Origin of the sequence: Streptomyces sp. 2323.1 (genome assembly GCF_900221035.1) — a bacterium.
Lineage (GTDB): Bacteria > Actinomycetota > Actinomycetes > Streptomycetales > Streptomycetaceae > Streptomyces > Streptomyces sioyaensis.
The window spans coordinates 4,920,770-4,938,607 of record NZ_LT907981.1 but is presented as its reverse complement, the minus strand read 5'-3'; the positions used below and the strand labels follow the sequence as shown (position 1 = coordinate 4,938,607).

9 protein-coding genes and 3 rRNA genes are annotated in these 17,838 nt (G+C 67.0%); 5 read left to right on the top strand and 7 right to left on the bottom strand.

All coding sequences use genetic code 11. The annotated features are described in order from the left end of the window. Positions 1 to 88: 88 nt before the first annotated feature. From CPH93_RS21255 to mtnA, 4 genes are all read right to left on the bottom strand, one after another. Positions 89 to 1,924 carry an LpqB family beta-propeller domain-containing protein gene (locus CPH93_RS21255; RefSeq protein WP_096213747.1) on the bottom strand — a complete coding sequence of 612 codons (1,836 nt, stop codon included), beginning with the start codon at positions 1,922 to 1,924 and terminating at the stop codon, positions 89 to 91. A 28-nt stretch (positions 1,925 to 1,952) separates the two neighbouring features. Continuing rightward, positions 1,953 to 4,007: an MtrAB system histidine kinase MtrB gene (mtrB, locus tag CPH93_RS21250; protein WP_231976907.1), complete on the bottom strand. Its 2,055-nt coding sequence runs from the start codon at positions 4,005 to 4,007 to the stop codon at positions 1,953 to 1,955. Positions 4,008 to 4,071: 64 nt separating this feature from the next. Then, entirely contained in the window at positions 4,072 to 4,749 is a 678-nt protein-coding gene (gene mtrA / locus CPH93_RS21245) for a two-component system response regulator MtrA (protein WP_006605255.1), read from the bottom strand. Beyond that, entirely contained in the window at positions 4,746 to 5,915 is a 1,170-nt protein-coding gene (gene mtnA, locus CPH93_RS21240; RefSeq protein WP_093483508.1) for an S-methyl-5-thioribose-1-phosphate isomerase, read from the bottom strand. The genes mtrA and mtnA overlap by 4 nt, the downstream gene beginning before the upstream one ends. Positions 5,916 to 6,067: 152 nt before the next feature. On the opposite strand from mtnA, the gene CPH93_RS21235 reads away from it, so the two are divergent. Genes CPH93_RS21235 through CPH93_RS21215 form a run of 5 tightly spaced genes read left to right on the top strand, consistent with a single transcriptional unit; the run spans position 6,068 to position 11,870 of the window. Next, positions 6,068 to 7,681, top strand: coding sequence for a DUF7544 domain-containing protein (locus tag CPH93_RS21235; RefSeq protein ID WP_096213746.1), 1,614 nt, complete (start codon positions 6,068 to 6,070; stop codon positions 7,679 to 7,681). Positions 7,682 to 7,703: 22 nt separating this feature from the next. Continuing rightward, entirely contained in the window at positions 7,704 to 8,378 is a 675-nt protein-coding gene (locus tag CPH93_RS21230) for a DUF4129 domain-containing protein (RefSeq protein ID WP_096213745.1), read from the top strand. Next, entirely contained in the window at positions 8,375 to 9,604 is a 1,230-nt protein-coding gene (locus CPH93_RS21225; protein ID WP_096213744.1) for a DUF4350 domain-containing protein, read from the top strand. Before CPH93_RS21230 ends, CPH93_RS21225 begins: the two co-directional genes overlap by 4 nt. Next, on the top strand, positions 9,540 to 10,550 hold the full coding sequence (locus CPH93_RS21220; RefSeq protein ID WP_231976906.1) for an AAA family ATPase: 1,011 nt from the start codon (positions 9,540 to 9,542) through the stop codon (positions 10,548 to 10,550). The genes CPH93_RS21225 and CPH93_RS21220 overlap by 65 nt, the downstream gene beginning before the upstream one ends. A gap of 9 nt (positions 10,551 to 10,559) precedes the next feature. Continuing rightward, on the top strand, positions 10,560 to 11,870 hold the full coding sequence (locus CPH93_RS21215) for a DUF58 domain-containing protein (protein WP_096213743.1): 1,311 nt from the start codon (positions 10,560 to 10,562) through the stop codon (positions 11,868 to 11,870). Between the two features lie 391 nt (positions 11,871 to 12,261). On the opposite strand, the gene rrf is transcribed toward CPH93_RS21215, so the two are convergent. From rrf to CPH93_RS21200, 3 genes are all read right to left on the bottom strand, one after another. Beyond that, positions 12,262 to 12,378: ribosomal RNA gene (rrf, locus tag CPH93_RS21210) — 5S ribosomal RNA — on the bottom strand. Positions 12,379 to 12,451: 73 nt separating this feature from the next. After that, positions 12,452 to 15,573: ribosomal RNA gene (locus tag CPH93_RS21205) — 23S ribosomal RNA — on the bottom strand. A 299-nt stretch (positions 15,574 to 15,872) separates the two neighbouring features. Further along, positions 15,873 to 17,399 (bottom strand): 16S ribosomal RNA (locus CPH93_RS21200). The 16S, 23S and 5S rRNA genes sit together here, the layout of an rRNA operon. Positions 17,400 to 17,838: the final 439 nt, after the last annotated feature.

Genomic DNA, 17,838 nt, shown 5'->3' with positions numbered 1-17,838 from the left:
TGGATCGGCAGGGTCGGGGCCGGAATGCGTCGGCGGCGAGCCGATACCCGCGTCATCCACTTCAACCGGGCAAGCCCGGCCACCCGCGTCACCCGGGATAGACCGGCGCCGTCCCGTCCTTCGCCACGGTCTTCCAGTTCGCGTCCGGAGGCAGCCGCACTATCCCCTCCGTCGCGTCCGCGATCAGCGGCCTGGTCTCGTCCTCCGAGGCCGCCACCGCCTTGACGCCGTTGACGCCGGGCAGGGTCTGCGCGTTGGACGCCGAGCCGTCGGTCTCCATGAACTGCATCTGCTGGACCCCGCCGGACTCCCGCCCGACGACCACCAGCCGGCTGCCGCCCGCCCAGGACGCGGCCACCACGTCCTCCAACTGCGGTGCGATCGGCCGCAGTTCCTGCACCGAGAGTTCCGGATGCTGGGCAGTGCCGCCGCGTTCGACCCGGCCGAGCTGGAGCGTCGTACGCCCCTTGTCCTCCACCAGGACCGCGATCCGGATCCCGTCCGCAGCCACCTTGATCGCCTTGATCCGCCGCCCGCCCAGACCGGGCACCGCGACCCTTTCGGGGTCGCTCTTGCCCTCACGTATCCGCAGCAGCCGCGAGCCGTGCGCATCGCGGTCGGCGATCCACAGATCGCCCAGCCCGTCCCAGCTCGGCGCGGTCAGCCCCGCATCGGGGTCCTTGGCCGAGCCGTTGCTGGTCAGTAGTGAACCGCCGCGGGCGATGCCGTCCTCCATGCCGGCCACGTACAGGGACCGGCCGTCACTCGACACACCGGCCGCGGTGTTCTCGGCGCGCGAGATGGCGACCGAGCGCAACGGGGTCTTGCCGGTGCCGAACGGCCCGCGGACCGGCGTCGGTTCGGTCGCGGAGTCCGACATGGCCACGACCTTGTGGTCGGCGTCGATGAAGTACTCCTTGCCGGAGTTCTGGCTGCCCGGAGAGGGGGCGAAGTCACGGTCGGCCTGCTCCTGGGTCAGCGCGCAGAGCGAATTGCCGCTGCCGTCCTGGAGCTCCACCTCACTGACCTTCGAAGCCCGCGTCATGTCCTGGACGGTGAAGAAGAGTTGCGCCGCCATCCGCTTGCACTGGGCGGAGCCGGCGCTCACCGCCTGCTTGCTGAGCCTGACATGCAGCGCGTTGGAGTCGTCCAGCGCCAGATCGCGCGCGGCGAGCCGGGTGCCGGGCGGGAACGCCGAACTCGTCACCTGGTTCAGCCAGTCGGTGGGCCCGGACAGCAGCGCCGCCACACTGGACGTGATCGGCTTTATCCGCTGTCGCAGATAGACCGGGTCCGCGACGAGCACATTGCGGCTCGCCTTCGGCTCCTGCGCCTCGGACTTGTAGGACGCGAAGTAGTACTTGTTGACGGAGCGGTAGATGCGCTGGAAGTCGGACAGGCCGAGCACCAGCCCGTTGGGCAGCCGGTCGATTCGCCACTGCCCGTTCTCCTTGACGAGGTGAATCGTGCGGCGGTACGGCTTCTCCTCCGGGGTGTAGGCGTGGTTGTCGTCCACGGCCGCCACCTGGCTGCCGGAGAGGGTGACCGTGTAGCCGTTCGCGTCCTCGCGGCTGGGCTGCGACTTCGGCTCGGGCTTCGGACGTTCCTGGAGCACATTGGTGACCTGGAACGGCCGCCACGTCCGCTTCGCCGACTTGGCCAGATACTGGGTGGCCGTACGGAAATCCGCCTCGTCGCTGGTCGTCGCGTCGAGGAAGCTGCGCACGATGTTGGTCGGCTGCGCACCGTCCTGCGGGGGTACGCCGTAGACCCGCACCTGGGAGTCGCCTTCGGAGCGCGGCGACTGGTCGACGGCCGTGACGTCCCCGCTGTCCGGCATCGACGCACATCCGGCCAGCAGCGCCGCCGCACAGCCGAGCAGCACGGCCTTCCGCGCCCGCCGGGCTCCCCGGCGGACGCGCATACGGGGCTCTCCGACGCCCTCCCCGCGCTCAGTTCCCACGCAGCCCGCCTTCCCGCTCCACGCCCCGTCCGGCGTCCTGCTCGTCCCCGCCCTCGTGGACCGGCTCATCGATGTGCGCGCCCTCGCCGCGCGCTGCTGCCTCGCTCCGCGCGCCCCCGATCTGCGGCACCACACGGGCGCCGTTGCCGGGCAGCGCCGTCGGCCCGGCCGTCGACGGCCGGGCCACCTGCGGCTCCCGGGCGGCGGAGAGCGCACCGTCCGCCTCTGTCGTACGCGGCTGTGCCGGGATCGTGGACGCCTTGCGGTCCACCCCGGCGCGCGGCCGGCCCGTCTCGTCCAGCCCGCGGTGCCGCCGTGAGTCCTCCGGCTCCAGGGGTATCGGGGACCCGCGCAGCGTCTCGCCGGCCGTCCGCGGCAGCGTCAGGCGGAACTGCGAGCCACCGCCGGGCTCACCCCAGGCCTGCAGCCAGCCGCCGTGCAGCCGGGCGTCCTCGACGGCGATGGACAGGCCGAGTCCGGTGCCTCCGGTGGTACGGGCCCGGGCCGGGTCCGCGCGCCAGAAGCGGTTGAAGACCCGGGTGGCCTCGCCGGGCTTGAGACCGACGCCGTAGTCACGCACCGCGAGGGCCACCGCACCGCCACTGCGGTCGCCCCCGGACGCCAGCCGCACCACCACATCGCGACCCTCGCCGTGCTCGACGGCGTTGACCACGAGATTGCGCAGCACCCGCTCCACCCGGCGGGGATCGGCCTCGGCGATGACGGGCTGCTCGGCGCCGCGCACCACGATGCGGGTGCCCTTGCGCTCGGCGAGCGGCTCGGCCCCCTCGATGACGCGGTGCACCACGTCGCGCAGGTCGATCGGCTCGGCCTCCAGCGCGGCCGCCCCGGCATCGAAACGGCTGATCTCCAACAGCTCCGCGAGCAGCGATTCGAAGCGGTCCAGCTGGCCGCGCAGCAGCTCGGCGGAGCGTGCGGTGGCGGGGTCGAACTCGTCGCGGGCGTCGTGGATGACATCGGCCGCCATCCGTACGGTCGTCAGCGGCGTCCGCAGCTCGTGCGAGACGTCGGAGACGAAGCGGCGCTGCATCCGGGACAGCTCCTCCAGCTGCTGGATCTTGACCTGGAGGTTCTGCGCCATCTTGTTGAAGGATTCCCCGAGACGGGCGATGTCGTCCTCACCGGTGACCTTCATCCGCTCCTGGAGGAGGCCGGCGGCCAGCCGCTCGGAGATCCCCGCGGCCATCCGTACGGGCGTGACGACCTGCCGCACCACCAGCCAGGCGATCGCACCGAGCAGGATCACGACGAACACCCCGGCCGTCGCGAGCGTGCCCGTCACGAGCTTGAGCGACTCCTCCTCCTGGCTGAACGGGAAGAGGTAGTAGAGCTGGTACTGGTTGCTGTTGACGTCGTTCAGCCGCTTGCCGATGATCAGCGCCGGCACGCCGTCGTCCGACCCGATCCGCTTGATCTGGGTGTACTGGCGGAACGTCCCGGACTTGGTGTCCAGCTTCCGCCGCAGCTCGGCGGGCACGCTCCGCTCGGGATCGACATCGCCGGAGGCGCGCGGGCCGCGGGTACCGGGGCTGGAGTCGCCGAACGGTTCGTCGGAGTCGGAGCTGAGCGCCACGACGGAGAAGACACCCTGCCCGCCGCTGGCGAGCTGTTCGACCAGGCCGGTCAGCCAGGTCGCGGAGTCCTGGGTACTGCGGTTGCCGGTGCGGGCGACGTCATCGGGCCGGGTGTCATCGGCGCCGTCGGCCATCTTCTGGGCGACGCTGAAGCCGCCGACCGCCTGACTCTGCGCGGCCTGGGCCTTGGCTGTGAGCAGGCCGTTACGGACCTGGCCCACGACCACCACACCGAGCAGCAGCACCACGGCGAGCGACATCAGGAGCGTGGTCGCCACCACGCGCAGCTGGATATTGCGCCGCCACAGCCGCAGGGCGGGGAGCAGGGGCCGCCGCACCCAGCGGCTGAAGAGCCGCAGCAGGGGGTGGACCGGCCCGCTCACCGCGCCGTCGGGCAGCAGCTGCCCGCCGCGCAGCAACCGGGCAACCAATTTACCCGAAAAGGACATATCGCCCGCCGGGCCGACGGTGCGCCCCCGCTTTCCCTCCGGGGTCGAACCGTCCCGGATCATCTCAGCTTGGCCCGGCCTTGTAGCCGACCCCGCGCACGGTCACCACGATCTCCGGCCGCTCCGGATCCCGCTCGACCTTGGAGCGCAGCCGCTGCACATGGACGTTGACCAGCCGGGTGTCGGCGGCGTGCCGGTAGCCCCAGACCTGCTCGAGCAGCACCTCACGTGTGAACACCTGCCACGGCTTGCGCGCCAGCGCGACCAGCAGATCGAACTCCAGCGGGGTCAGCGCGATCGACTGCCCGTCCCGCTTGACCGAGTGACCCGCCACGTCGATGACCAGGTCACCGATGGCCAGCTGCTCGGGCGTCGGCTCCTCCGAACGCCGCAGCCGTGCCCGGATCCGGGCCACCAGCTCCTTGGGCTTGAACGGCTTGACGATGTAGTCGTCCGCACCCGATTCGAGCCCGACGACCACATCCACTGTGTCGCTCTTGGCGGTCAGCATGACGATCGGCACGCCGGACTCGGCCCGGATCAGCCGGCACACCTCGATACCGTCCCGCCCCGGCAGCATCAGATCGAGCAGCACAAGATCGGGCTTGGTCTCGCGGAAGGCCGCCAGAGCCTTGTCGCCGTCCGACACGAACGACGGTTCAAAACCTTCGCCGCGCAGCACGATGCCGAGCATCTCTGCCAGTGCGGTGTCGTCGTCGACGACCAGGACGCGTCCCTTCATTCGGCCATCATCCCATTACCTGATCGTGACTTACTCCATCGTGACGTGGAACACACCTCTGCCAGCCTCTCCGAGGTCACCGGAGCCACCACTCCGGCCTCCGTGACGATCGCCGTCACCAGCTCCGGTGGAGTGACGTCGAAGGCCGGGTTGTAGGCCTGTGCGCCCAAAGGTGCCACCGGTATACCGGCGACCGGCCCCGCCCCGGCCCCCTGCGCAGAGGGCAACGAGAACTCCGTCACTTCCTGGGCCGGCCGCTGCTCCACCTCTATGTCCGCCCCCTCCGCGGTGTCCAGATCCACCGTGCTGGTCGGTGCCACGACCACGAACGGAACGTGGTGGTACCGCGCCAGCACCGCCAGCGGATAACTGCCGACCTTGTTGGCGACCGAGCCGTCCGCCGCGATCCGGTCCGCGCCGATCAGCACCGCGTCCACCTCGCCCCCGGCGAACAGCGAGCCCGCCGCACCGTCCGAGAGCACCGTGTACGCCATACCTGCCCGTGCCGCCTCGTAGGCGGTCAGCCGGGCCCCCTGCAACAGCGGCCGGGTCTCGTCCACCCACAGCCGGCGCAGCTCCCCGGCCCGGTGCGCCGCCAGCGCCACCGCCAGGGCGGTGCCCTCGCCCCCGGAGACCAGGGCCCCGGTGTTGCAGTGCGTGAGAATCCGGTGACCGCCACCCGGCAGCAGCTCGCCCAGCAGCGCCAGCCCGTGCTCCGCCATCCGTGTGCTGGCCTCGATGTCCTCCGCGTGCACGGCCCGCGCCTCGGCCAGCGCCGCCGCGGCCGCCTGGGCACCGGACCCGTCGGCCGCCGCGGCCCGGTACGCGGCCGCCGCCCGCCGTACGCCGTACCCCAGATTGACCGCGGTCGGCCGGGCCTGGGCCAGCGCCTCGACCGCCTCTTCCACATCGAAGCCCCGCGCCGCGGCCAGTGCCACGCCATACGCGCCCGCGATGCCCAGCAGCGGCGCCCCCCGCACGGCAAGCGTCCGTATCGCCTGCACCAGCGCCGGTACGTCCGTGCAGACCAGCTCGACCTCCTCCGCGGGCAGCCGGGTCTGATCGAGGAGGACCAATACGGGCCCCTCAGGCGGCTCCTCCCAACGCAATGACGGAATGGCGAGCGCCCCGGCGCCCTTCTCGGATACCTCGTACTGATCGCCCATTCCTTCAGTCTGCCGCCGACCGGCCCTCGAACAGAAGGTTCTCCCGCACTCCGGGCGCCGGTACACAACGCCGGTTGCCATGACACGATGACTGCCACCGCGGACCCCGGTCCCCCGCCGCCCCGGCGGACGGGCAGCAAGAAGGAGCGACGATGAACAACTCTCCGGGCTGGGCCTCGCCCGGATCCACTCCCTCCTCCGACGAGCCGGGCCGCGGCACACAGGAGCAGCCCACCCAGGACGACCGGACCGGCTCCACCGAGCAGCCGTCCCCGCCGAACTGGTCCAAGGAACAGCCGCCCGCCGGCAAGTGGTCGGCCCCCGCCGGCATCCCCGGCCAGAGCGGCCCCCGCGGCAGGAGCGGCCAGAGCGCATCCGGCGACCGCACCCGTGCGGCATCGTCCGGCACCGGCGGGCCCGGCTGGGGCGGTCCGTCGTACCCCGGCAATCAGCCTCCCTGGGGCGGCGCCTGGGCCCCCGTACCGCAGGCCGCCAAGCCCGGCGTCATTCCCCTGCGCCCGCTCGCCCTCGGCGAGATCCTCGACGGCGCGGTCGCCACCATGCGCGCCCACTGGCGCACCGTCCTCGGCATATCGCTGATCGTCGCGGTCGTCTCGCAGACCGCCATCACCGTCGTGACCGGCCTCTTCCAGAACGCCCGCCGCGTAGCCGGCCCGGCGAGCGACAGTGCCCCGCCCCTCCGCGAGAACATGCGCCAGCTCGGCAATGCGCTCGCCGGCACCGGGATCACCTCGGCGATCGGGCTGCTCGCCACGATCATCGCCACAGGCATGCTGACCATGGTCGTGAGCCGTGCCGTCCTGGGGCGTTCGGTCACCGCCGGGGAGGCCTGGCGCGATGCGCGTACCCAGCTTCCGCGCCTGCTCGGCCTGCTCGTGCTGCTCCCTCTGCTCATCACGGCCATCTTCACGGCCGGCATCGCCCCCGGACTCATCCTGGCGGCCACGGGCCCGCTGGACATCGGCCTGCTCCTCACACTGTTCGGCGGGCTGGCCACCGGCGCCGTGAGCCTCTGGCTGGGGGTCCGCTTCAGCCTCGCCGCCCCCGCACTGATGCTGGAGAAGCAGGGCGTCATCGCCGCCATGCGCCGCTCGGCGAAGCTCGTACGGGGCGCCTGGTGGCGAGTGCTGGGCGCACAGCTCCTCGCCTATGTCCTCGTCTCCGTCGTCGAGTTCATCATCCAGATCCCGGCCACGATCATCGCCTTCCTCATCGGCGGCGAGAACCTGATGGACTGGGCGAACGGCACCAGCAACACCAGCTGGTCGTTCCTGATCGTGGTGGGCATCGGCGCCGTCATCAGCTCCGCCATCACCTTCCCGGTCAGCGCCGGCGTCACCGCGCTCCTCTACATGGACCAGCGCATCCGCCGAGAGGCACTCGACCTCGAACTCGCCCGCGCCGCAGGCCTCCCCGGCTACGGCTCCTATGCCCCGGCCGCCTACCCGTCTGCACCGAATCCTGCGGCTCCCACCGCCGACAATGCGCCAGCAGACCCAGCCGCGACCACCTCTGACGCACCCGCAGCCACCGCGAAGCCTGAGACCCCCGCGACTGCTGACACCCCCGCGACGGCCAGTTCCAACGCAGACGGCTCCCGCACGGAGAGCACCGACGCGAGCGTCACCGGCGCGGACCCCGCGCCCACGGACACCACTCCCTCGGACACCACCTCCACAGACGCCACGGCCCCGCCCGCCGACGGCCCCGGGCAACGCTCCGACGACACCGCTCCGGGAAGTTGATGCGGTGACAACAGGGGGGATCATGGCTGTGCACGGACGCCTCATCGCGCGCTCCGACGACGACATACCGGTGCGGACTCCACGCGTCCCCGCCCGCGAGGCGGCGGAACGTGAACTGTCCGACCCCCGGTACCACCAGCATGACCCCAACCCGATCCAGCGCGCCCTCGATTGGCTCTGGGACCACGTCGACGCGCTCTTCCGCACGGCCGCCGGCACCACGCCGGGCGGCTGGATCGGGCTCCTCGCCATCGCCGCATGCGTCCTGCTGCTGTTCGTCGCCCTCCGGCTGCGGCTCGGGGCGGTGCGCCGCACTCCGACCACGAGCGGCGCACTCTTCGCCGACGCTCCCCGCACCGCCGCCGAACACCGGGCAGCCGCTGCCCGGCACGCCGCCGAGGGCCGCTGGAGCCAGGCGATCCAGGACCGCATGCGCGCCCTCGTCCTCGCCCTCGAAGAGCGCGCTCTGCTCACCCCCGGCCCCGGCCGCACCGCTGACGAATCCGCCACCGAAGCCGCCCGGGTTCTGCCTGGGCACGCCGACCGGCTGCGCACCGCGGCCCGCACCTTCGACGACGTCACATACGGCGGCCGCCCCGGCACGGAACGGGCGTACACCCTCCTGACCAGCCTCGACACCGACCTGCAGCAAGCCAAGCCCGACCTGGCCAACACCCCGACCGGGAGCCACGGATGACCACGGCTGCCCCGGAATTCCCCGCGCTTTCGCCCACCCGTCGTGGCCCGTGGGCCCGGTCCCGCGGACCGCTGCTCGGGCTTCTCCTCCTCGTCGTCAGCGGCGTGGTCCTCGCCGCCCTGCAGTCCGGCGAGCAGCACGGCCGGCTCGACCCCCGGTCCACGGACCGGACCGGAAGCGCGGCCCTCGCCCAACTCCTGGCCTCCCACGGCATCTCCACCCACGTGGTGACCACCTCCGAGGAGGCCGCCGCGGCGGCCGGGCCACACACCACACTGCTCGTCACCGACCCCGACATGCTGTCGCAGGCTCAGCTGACGGGTCTGCACACCGCGACCGCGCACACCGCCGGCCGCACCGTCCTGATCGGCCCCGGCCCCTCGGCTCTCCAAGCCTTCGCCCCCGGCGTGCAGAGTGAACCTTCGGTCGGCGTCTCGGTACGACGGCCTGCCTGTTCGCTGCCGGACGCCCGCCGCGCGGGCAATGCCCTCCTGGGCGGCCTCCGCTACGCAACGGCCGTCGACGGCGCAGATCGCTGCTACCCCAGCGGCGGCCGGCCGACGCTGCTCCGCCTGCCGGCCCCCCGCACCGGCCGCGACACCGTGCTCCTCGGCTCCCCCGATCTCCTCTACAACCACCGCCTCGCCGCGGACGGCAACGCCTCGCTGGCCCTTCAACTCCTCGGTACACACAAGCATCTGGTCTGGTACCTCCCCTCCCTGAGCGACCCGTCGTCCGCTCAGGACGACCAGCGCAGTTTCTTCGAGCTCATCCCTTCCGGCTGGCGCTGGGGCCTGCTCCAGCTCACCTTCGCCGCCGTGTGCGCGGCCCTGTGGCGCGCCCGCCGCCTCGGCCCCTTGGTGCCGGAGAAACTCCCCGTCACCGTCCCGGCCACCGAGACCACCGAGGGCCACGCGCGCCTCTACGAACAGGCCGGCGCCCGCGACCGGGCATCCGATGTACTGCGCTCCGCGGCCCGCACACGCATCGCCCCCCTCACCGGCGTGCCCGCCGTGCACGCCCACACCTCCGACGTACTTCTTCCCGCCGTCCGCGCCCATGTGGCCGAGTCCCCCGGCACCGGAACAGACCTCCATGACCTGCTCTTCGGCCCGGCTCCCTCAGACGACAGGGCGTTGGTGCACCTGGCCGACCAACTCGATGCACTCGAATCCTCGATCGTTTCCCAAGAGAGGCACGCCCCCCGTGAGCACCCCGACCGCTGACAGCGCCCGAGCCTCCCTCGAGGACCTGCGCACCGAGATAGCCAAGGCCGTCGTAGGCCAGGACCCCGCCGTCACCGGCCTGGTCGTCGCACTCCTCTGCCGCGGTCACGTACTCCTGGAAGGCGCCCCCGGCGTCGCCAAGACCCTGCTCGTACGCGCGCTGTCGACCGCCCTCGAACTCGACACCAAGCGCGTCCAGTTCACCCCCGACCTGATGCCGAGTGACGTCACCGGTTCATTGGTCTACGACTCCCGCAGCGCCGAGTTCTCGTTCCAGCCGGGCCCCGTCTTCACCAACCTGCTGCTGGCGGACGAGATCAACCGCACGCCTCCCAAAACCCAGGCGTCCCTGCTCGAAGCAATGGAGGAGCGTCAGGTAACCGTCGACGGCACAGCCCGTCCCCTCCCCGAGCCGTTCCTGGTGGCCGCCACCCAGAACCCCGTGGAGTACGAGGGCACGTACCCCCTCCCCGAGGCCCAACTCGACAGGTTCCTCCTGAAGTTGACGGTGCCGCTCCCCGCCCGGCATGACGAGATCGACATCCTCACCCGCCACGCGGCCGGATTCAGCCCCCGCGACCTCGGCGCCGCAGGGCTACGCCCCGTCGCCTCCACGGCCGACCTCGATGCTGCCCGGGACGCGGTCGCCAAGACCACCGTCTCCCCCGAAGTCACCGGCTATATCGTCGATATCTGCCGTGCCACCCGCGAATCCCCCTCGCTCTCCCTCGGCGTCTCCCCCCGAGGCGCCACCGCTCTGCTCTCCACGTCACGAGCCTGGGCCTGGCTCACCGGCCGCGACTATGTCACCCCCGACGACGTCAAGGCCCTTGCCCTGCCCACGCTCCGACATCGCGTTCATCTCCGCCCCGAAGCGGAGATGGAAGGAGTCACCGCTGACTCCGTGATCAACGCCGTACTCGCTCATCTCCCCGTCCCCCGCTGAGACGACACCGTGGCCCTCACCGGACGCACCGCCCTCGTCTCCGCATGCGGAGCCCTCTTCGTCGGCTTCGTGCTGCCCAGCTGGCTCGGCATCCTCACCGTCCAACTCGCCTTGCTGATAGCAATCTTGTGCGATCTCGCGCTCGCCGCGCCAGTGCGAAAGCTCCATTTCACCCGAACCGGTGACACAACCGTTCGACTCGCGGATGAGGCCCACACACACCTCACCCTCACCAACCCGAGCCGCCGCACCCTTCGCGCCCAGATCCGTGACGCCTGGCCCCCGAGCTCCTTCCGCCCCGGCTCGGACATCCCCGCGTCCCGTCACACCGTGCGCATCCCCGCCGCCGAACGCCGCCGCCTGGCCACCACGCTCCACCCCACCCGCCGCGGCGACCATCACGCCGTCCGCGTCACGGTCCGCTCCTACGGACCGCTCGGCCTGGCTGCCCGGCAAGGGAGCCACCGGGTCCCGTGGACGCTGCGTGTCCTGCCGCCCTTCACCAGCCGAAAGCACCTCCCCGCCAAGCTCGCCCGGCTCCGCGAACTCGACGGACGCACCAGCATCCTGACCCGCGGTGAGGGCACCGAGTTCGACAGTCTCCGCGACTACACCCACGGCGACGACACCCGCTCCATCGACTGGCGCGCCACCGCCCGCCGCCAGCACCTCGCGGTCCGCACCTGGCGCCCCGAACGCGACCGCCGCATCCTGCTCGTCCTGGAGACCGGCCGCACCTCGGCCGGCCGTGTCGGTGACATTCCCCGCCTCGACGCTTCCATGGATGCCGCCCTGCTGCTCGGTGCCCTGGCCGCCCGCGCCGGGGACCGCGTGGACCTCCTCGCCTACGACCGCCGCGTACGCGCCTCCGTACAAGGCCGCACAGCACGTGATCTCCTCCCAGCGTTGACCGATGCCCTGGCTCCTCTGGAACCCGAACTCGTCGAGGCCGACGCCCGCGGACTGGCCGCCACCATCCATCGCCACACCCCCCGCCGGTCCCTCATCGTGCTCTTCACCGGCCTGGACGCGGCCCCCGTGGAGGAGGCCCTCCTGCCCGTCCTCCCCGGCCTCACCCAACGCAATGAACTCATCGTCGCGGCCGTAGCAGACCCCCGCATCGAGGACATGGCCGACGGCCGTCACACCCCCCAGGCCGTCTACGCAGCAGCAGCCGCCGAACAGGCCCGCGCCGCCCGCCACCACACCGCAGACCGCCTCCGCCACCACGGCATCACCGTCATCGACTCCACCCCGTCCCACCTGGCCCCCGACCTGGCCGACGCCTACCTCACCCTGAAGTCCACCGGCCGCCTCTGAACACCCCCACGCCCCACCGCATGCCTCGGCGCCTTCACGCGGGCAAGCCCCCTACGACAGGGCGGTGCCCTGTCGTAGGGCCAGCTGAGGCAAGAGCACGGGCGCCCCACCCATCCATCCCCAGTGCGCCCTCGTCTCCAAGGCCTGACCTCTGCCGGCTACGAGCAGAAGAACGTCAGGCCCCATTCTCAGGAGCACCAGGACCGCGTCTCGCACTACAAAGGAAGCCCTTGAGCTGGCTCCTGGCCGGGACTGCCGACGCCGACAGCAGCCAAAAGGAAGCGGTCGATCCTCACCCCGTCATCCCGCTATCCGTCCCGCAACGCAAGCACCCTGAAATGCAAAAAAAGCCCCGTGGGAACCGAAGTTCCCACGGGGCTTTTCACAATTTGTTCGGCGGCGTCCTACTCTCCCACAGGGTCCCCCCTGCAGTACCATCGGCGCTGAAAGGCTTAGCTTCCGGGTTCGGAATGTAACCGGGCGTTTCCCTAACGCTATGACCACCGAAACACTATGAAGATGACAACCCGGCGCAATCACAGGTCGTTACTTCAGAACCTACACAGTGGACGCGAGCAACTGAGGACAAGCCCTCGGCCTATTAGTACCAGTCAACTCCACACCTTACGGCGCTTCCATATCTGGCCTATCAACCCAGTCGTCTACTGGGAGCCTTAACCCCTCAAGGGGGAGGGAGCCCTCATCTCGAAGCAGGCTTCCCGCTTAGATGCTTTCAGCGGTTATCCTTTCCGAACGTAGCCAACCAGCCATGCCCTTGGCAGGACAACTGGCACACCAGAGGTTCGTCCGTCCCGGTCCTCTCGTACTAGGGACAGCCCTTCTCAAGACTCCTACGCGCACAGCGGATAGGGACCGAACTGTCTCACGACGTTCTAAACCCAGCTCGCGTACCGCTTTAATGGGCGAACAGCCCAACCCTTGGGACCGACTCCAGCCCCAGGATGCGACGAGCCGACATCGAGGTGCCAAACCATCCCGTCGATATGGACTCTTGGGGAAGATCAGCCTGTTATCCCCGGGGTACCTTTTATCCGTTGAGCGACGGCGCTTCCACAAGCCACCGCCGGATCACTAGTCCCTACTTTCGTACCTGCTCGACCCGTCAGTCTCACAGTCAAGCTCCCTTGTGCACTTACACTCAACACCTGATTGCCAACCAGGCTGAGGGAACCTTTGGGCGCCTCCGTTACTCTTTAGGAGGCAACCGCCCCAGTTAAACTACCCACCAGACACTGTCCCTGATCCGGATCACGGACCCAGGTTAGACATCCAGCACGACCAGAGTGGTATTTCAACAATGACTCCACAACCACTGGCGTGGCCGCTTCAAAGTCTCCCACCTATCCTACACAAGCCGAACCGAACACCAATATCAAGCTATAGTAAAGGTCCCGGGGTCTTTCCGTCCTGCTGCGCGAAACGAGCATCTTTACTCGTAATGCAATTTCACCGGGCCTATGGTTGAGACAGTCGAGAAGTCGTTACGCCATTCGTGCAGGTCGGAACTTACCCGACAAGGAATTTCGCTACCTTAGGATGGTTATAGTTACCACCGCCGTTTACTGGCGCTTAAGTTCTCAGCTTCGCCGACCCGAAGGTCGACTAACCGGTCCCCTTAACGTTCCAGCACCGGGCAGGCGTCAGTCCGTATACATCGCCTTACGGCTTCGCACGGACCTGTGTTTTTAGTAAACAGTCGCTTCTCGCTGGTCTCTGCGGCCACCCCCAGCTCAGAGAGCAAGTCTCATCACCGGAAATGGCCCCCCTTCTCCCGAAGTTACGGGGGCATTTTGCCGAGTTCCTTAACCATAGTTCACCCGAACGCCTCGGTATTCTCTACCTGACCACCTGAGTCGGTTTAGGGTACGGGCCGCCATGAAACTCGCTAGAGGCTTTTCTCGACAGCATAGGATCATCCACTTCACCACAATCGGCTCGGCATCAGGTCTCAGGCTTCATGCTGTCCGGATTTACCTGGACAGCGCCCTACACCCTTACCCCGGGACAACCACCGCCCGGGCTGGACTACCTTCCTGCGTCACCCCATCGCTTACCTACTACCACCTTGGATCGGCGGCTCCACCACGTCCCTTTGTCCGAAGACTCCAGGCCGGCTTCACGGCCTTAGCATTAATGGATTCGATACTGGGCGTTTCAAAGCGGGTACCGGAATATCAACCGGTTGTCCATCGACTACGCCTGTCGGCCTCGCCTTAGGTCCCGACTTACCCTGGGCAGATCAGCTTGACCCAGGAACCCTTAGTCAATCGGCGCACACGTTTCCCACGTGTGTATCGCTACTCATGCCTGCATTCTCACTCGTGAACCGTCCACAACTCGTTTCCACGGCTGCTTCACCCGGCACACGACGCTCCCCTACCCATCACGATCCCCGTTGGGGGTAATATCGCAATGACACGACTTCGGCGGTGTGCTTGAGCCCCGCTACATTGTCGGCGCGGAATCACTTGACCAGTGAGCTATTACGCACTCTTTCAAGGGTGGCTGCTTCTAAGCCAACCTCCTGGTTGTCTCTGCGACTCCACATCCTTTCCCACTTAGCACACGCTTAGGGGCCTTAGTCGATGCTCTGGGCTGTTTCCCTCTCGACCATGGAGCTTATCCCCCACAGTCTCACTGCCGCGCTCTCACTTACCGGCATTCGGAGTTTGGCTAAGGTCAGTAACCCGGTAGGGCCCATCGCCTATCCAGTGCTCTACCTCCGGCAAGAAACACACGACGCTGCACCTAAATGCATTTCGGGGAGAACCAGCTATCACGGAGTTTGATTGGCCTTTCACCCCTAACCACAGGTCATCCCCCAGGTTTTCAACCCTGGTGGGTTCGGTCCTCCACGAAGTCTTACCTCCGCTTCAACCTGCCCATGGCTAGATCACTCCGCTTCGGGTCTTGGGCACGCTACTCAACGCCCTATTCGGACTCGCTTTCGCTACGGCTTCCCCACACGGGTTAACCTCGCAACATACCGCAAACTCGCAGGCTCATTCTTCAAAAGGCACGCAGTCACGACACAAGGAACAAGTTCCTTGTGCGACGCTCCCACGGCTTGTAGGCACACGGTTTCAGGTACTATTTCACTCCGCTCCCGCGGTACTTTTCACCATTCCCTCACGGTACTATCCGCTATCGGTCACCAGGGAATATTTAGGCTTAACGGGTGGTCCCGCCAGATTCACACGGGATTTCTCGGGCCCCGTGCTACTTGGGTGTCTCTCAAACGAGCCGCTAATGTTTCAGCTACGGGGGTCTTACCCTCTACGCCGGACCTTTCGCATGTCCTTCGCCTACATCAACGGTTTCTGACTCGTCCTGTTGCCGGCAGACAACAGAAGAGAGATCCCACAACCCCAACCACGCAACCCCTGCCGGGTATCACACGTGACTGGTTTGGCCTCATCCGGTTTCGCTCGCCACTACTCCCGGAATCACGGTTGTTTTCTCTTCCTGCGGGTACTGAGATGTTTCACTTCCCCGCGTTCCCTCCACACTGCCTATGTGTTCAGCAGCGGGTGACAGCCCATGACGACTGCCGGGTTTCCCCATTCGGACACCCCCGGATCAAAGCTTGGTTGACAGCTCCCCGGGGCCTATCGTGGCCTCCCACGTCCTTCATCGGTTCCTGGTGCCAAGGCATCCACCGTGCGCCCTTAAAAACTTGGCCACAGATGCTCGCGTCCACTGTGCAGTTCTCAAGCAACGACCAGCCACCCGTCACAACCCACCGAAGCGGATCTTTACCGGGGCCGGCATCGCGAAGGGCGAGCAACGCTCGCACCCTCAGATACCCAACAACGTGCCCGGCCCACCCGATCCATCACCACGTTCCACGCCGAAGCAGTACTAGTGACAACCAATCAAGTGCGCCGAATAGTCAACGTTCCACCCATGAGCAACCAGCATCAGACATTCGCTGATGTACTGGCCTCTGACCAACCGAGGTTGGTAAGAAGTGCTCCTTAGAAAGGAGGTGATCCAGCCGCACCTTCCGGTACGGCTACCTTGTTACGACTTCGTCCCAATCGCCAGTCCCACCTTCGACGATTCCCTCCCACAAGGGGTTGGGCCACCGGCTTCGGGTGTTACCGACTTTCGTGACGTGACGGGCGGTGTGTACAAGGCCCGGGAACGTATTCACCGCAGCAATGCTGATCTGCGATTACTAGCAACTCCGACTTCATGGGGTCGAGTTGCAGACCCCAATCCGAACTGAGACCGGCTTTTTGAGATTCGCTCCACCTCGCGGTATCGCAGCTCATTGTACCGGCCATTGTAGCACGTGTGCAGCCCAAGACATAAGGGGCATGATGACTTGACGTCGTCCCCACCTTCCTCCGAGTTGACCCCGGCAGTCTCCTGTGAGTCCCCATCACCCCGAAGGGCATGCTGGCAACACAGAACAAGGGTTGCGCTCGTTGCGGGACTTAACCCAACATCTCACGACACGAGCTGACGACAGCCATGCACCACCTGTACACCGACCACAAGGGGGACCCTGTCTCCAGGGTTTTCCGGTGTATGTCAAGCCTTGGTAAGGTTCTTCGCGTTGCGTCGAATTAAGCCACATGCTCCGCTGCTTGTGCGGGCCCCCGTCAATTCCTTTGAGTTTTAGCCTTGCGGCCGTACTCCCCAGGCGGGGAACTTAATGCGTTAGCTGCGGCACGGACGACGTGGAATGTCGCCCACACCTAGTTCCCAACGTTTACGGCGTGGACTACCAGGGTATCTAATCCTGTTCGCTCCCCACGCTTTCGCTCCTCAGCGTCAGTATCGGCCCAGAGATCCGCCTTCGCCACCGGTGTTCCTCCTGATATCTGCGCATTTCACCGCTACACCAGGAATTCCGATCTCCCCTACCGAACTCTAGCCTGCCCGTATCGAATGCAGACCCGGGGTTAAGCCCCGGGCTTTCACATCCGACGTGACAAGCCGCCTACGAGCTCTTTACGCCCAATAATTCCGGACAACGCTTGCGCCCTACGTATTACCGCGGCTGCTGGCACGTAGTTAGCCGGCGCTTCTTCTGCAGGTACCGTCACTTTCGCTTCTTCCCTGCTGAAAGAGGTTTACAACCCGAAGGCCGTCATCCCTCACGCGGCGTCGCTGCATCAGGCTTTCGCCCATTGTGCAATATTCCCCACTGCTGCCTCCCGTAGGAGTCTGGGCCGTGTCTCAGTCCCAGTGTGGCCGGTCGCCCTCTCAGGCCGGCTACCCGTCGTCGCCTTGGTAGGCCATCACCCCACCAACAAGCTGATAGGCCGCGGGCTCATCCTTCACCGCCGGAGCTTTCCACACACAGACCATGCGGTCGTGTGTCGTATCCGGTATTAGACCCCGTTTCCAGGGCTTGTCCCAGAGTGAAGGGCAGATTGCCCACGTGTTACTCACCCGTTCGCCACTAATCCACCCCGAAGGGCTTCATCGTTCGACTTGCATGTGTTAAGCACGCCGCCAGCGTTCGTCCTGAGCCAGGATCAAACTCTCCGTGAATGTTTACCCGTAATCGGGTGAAACACACACGAGAAGAGTGGAACGACCAGACGGAATAGGTCCGGTCGTTCACAGCGTCCTCGCTGTGTGTGCCATCCGCACCACATGGGCGGGATGGACTTTCAAAGGAACCTCGTCACCGGATGTTTCCGGTAGACGGGGTATCAACATATCTGGCGTTGACTTTTGGCACGCTGTTGAGTTCTCAAGGAACGGACGCTTCCTTTGTGCCTGTTTCACCAGGCCCTCCGGGCGCTTCCCTTCGGTCTTGCGTTTCCGACTCTATCAGATCCTTGCGGGCCCGATTTTCGCCGGTGCGTTTCTACCTTTCGGCTTCTTCGCGTTTCCAACCTTACCAGATCCGTTTCCGTGTCCGGCGCCCTGTTGGAGCGGGCTCGGCCGTTTGGCTTTCGCTTTTCGGCCTTTCCGACTCTATCAG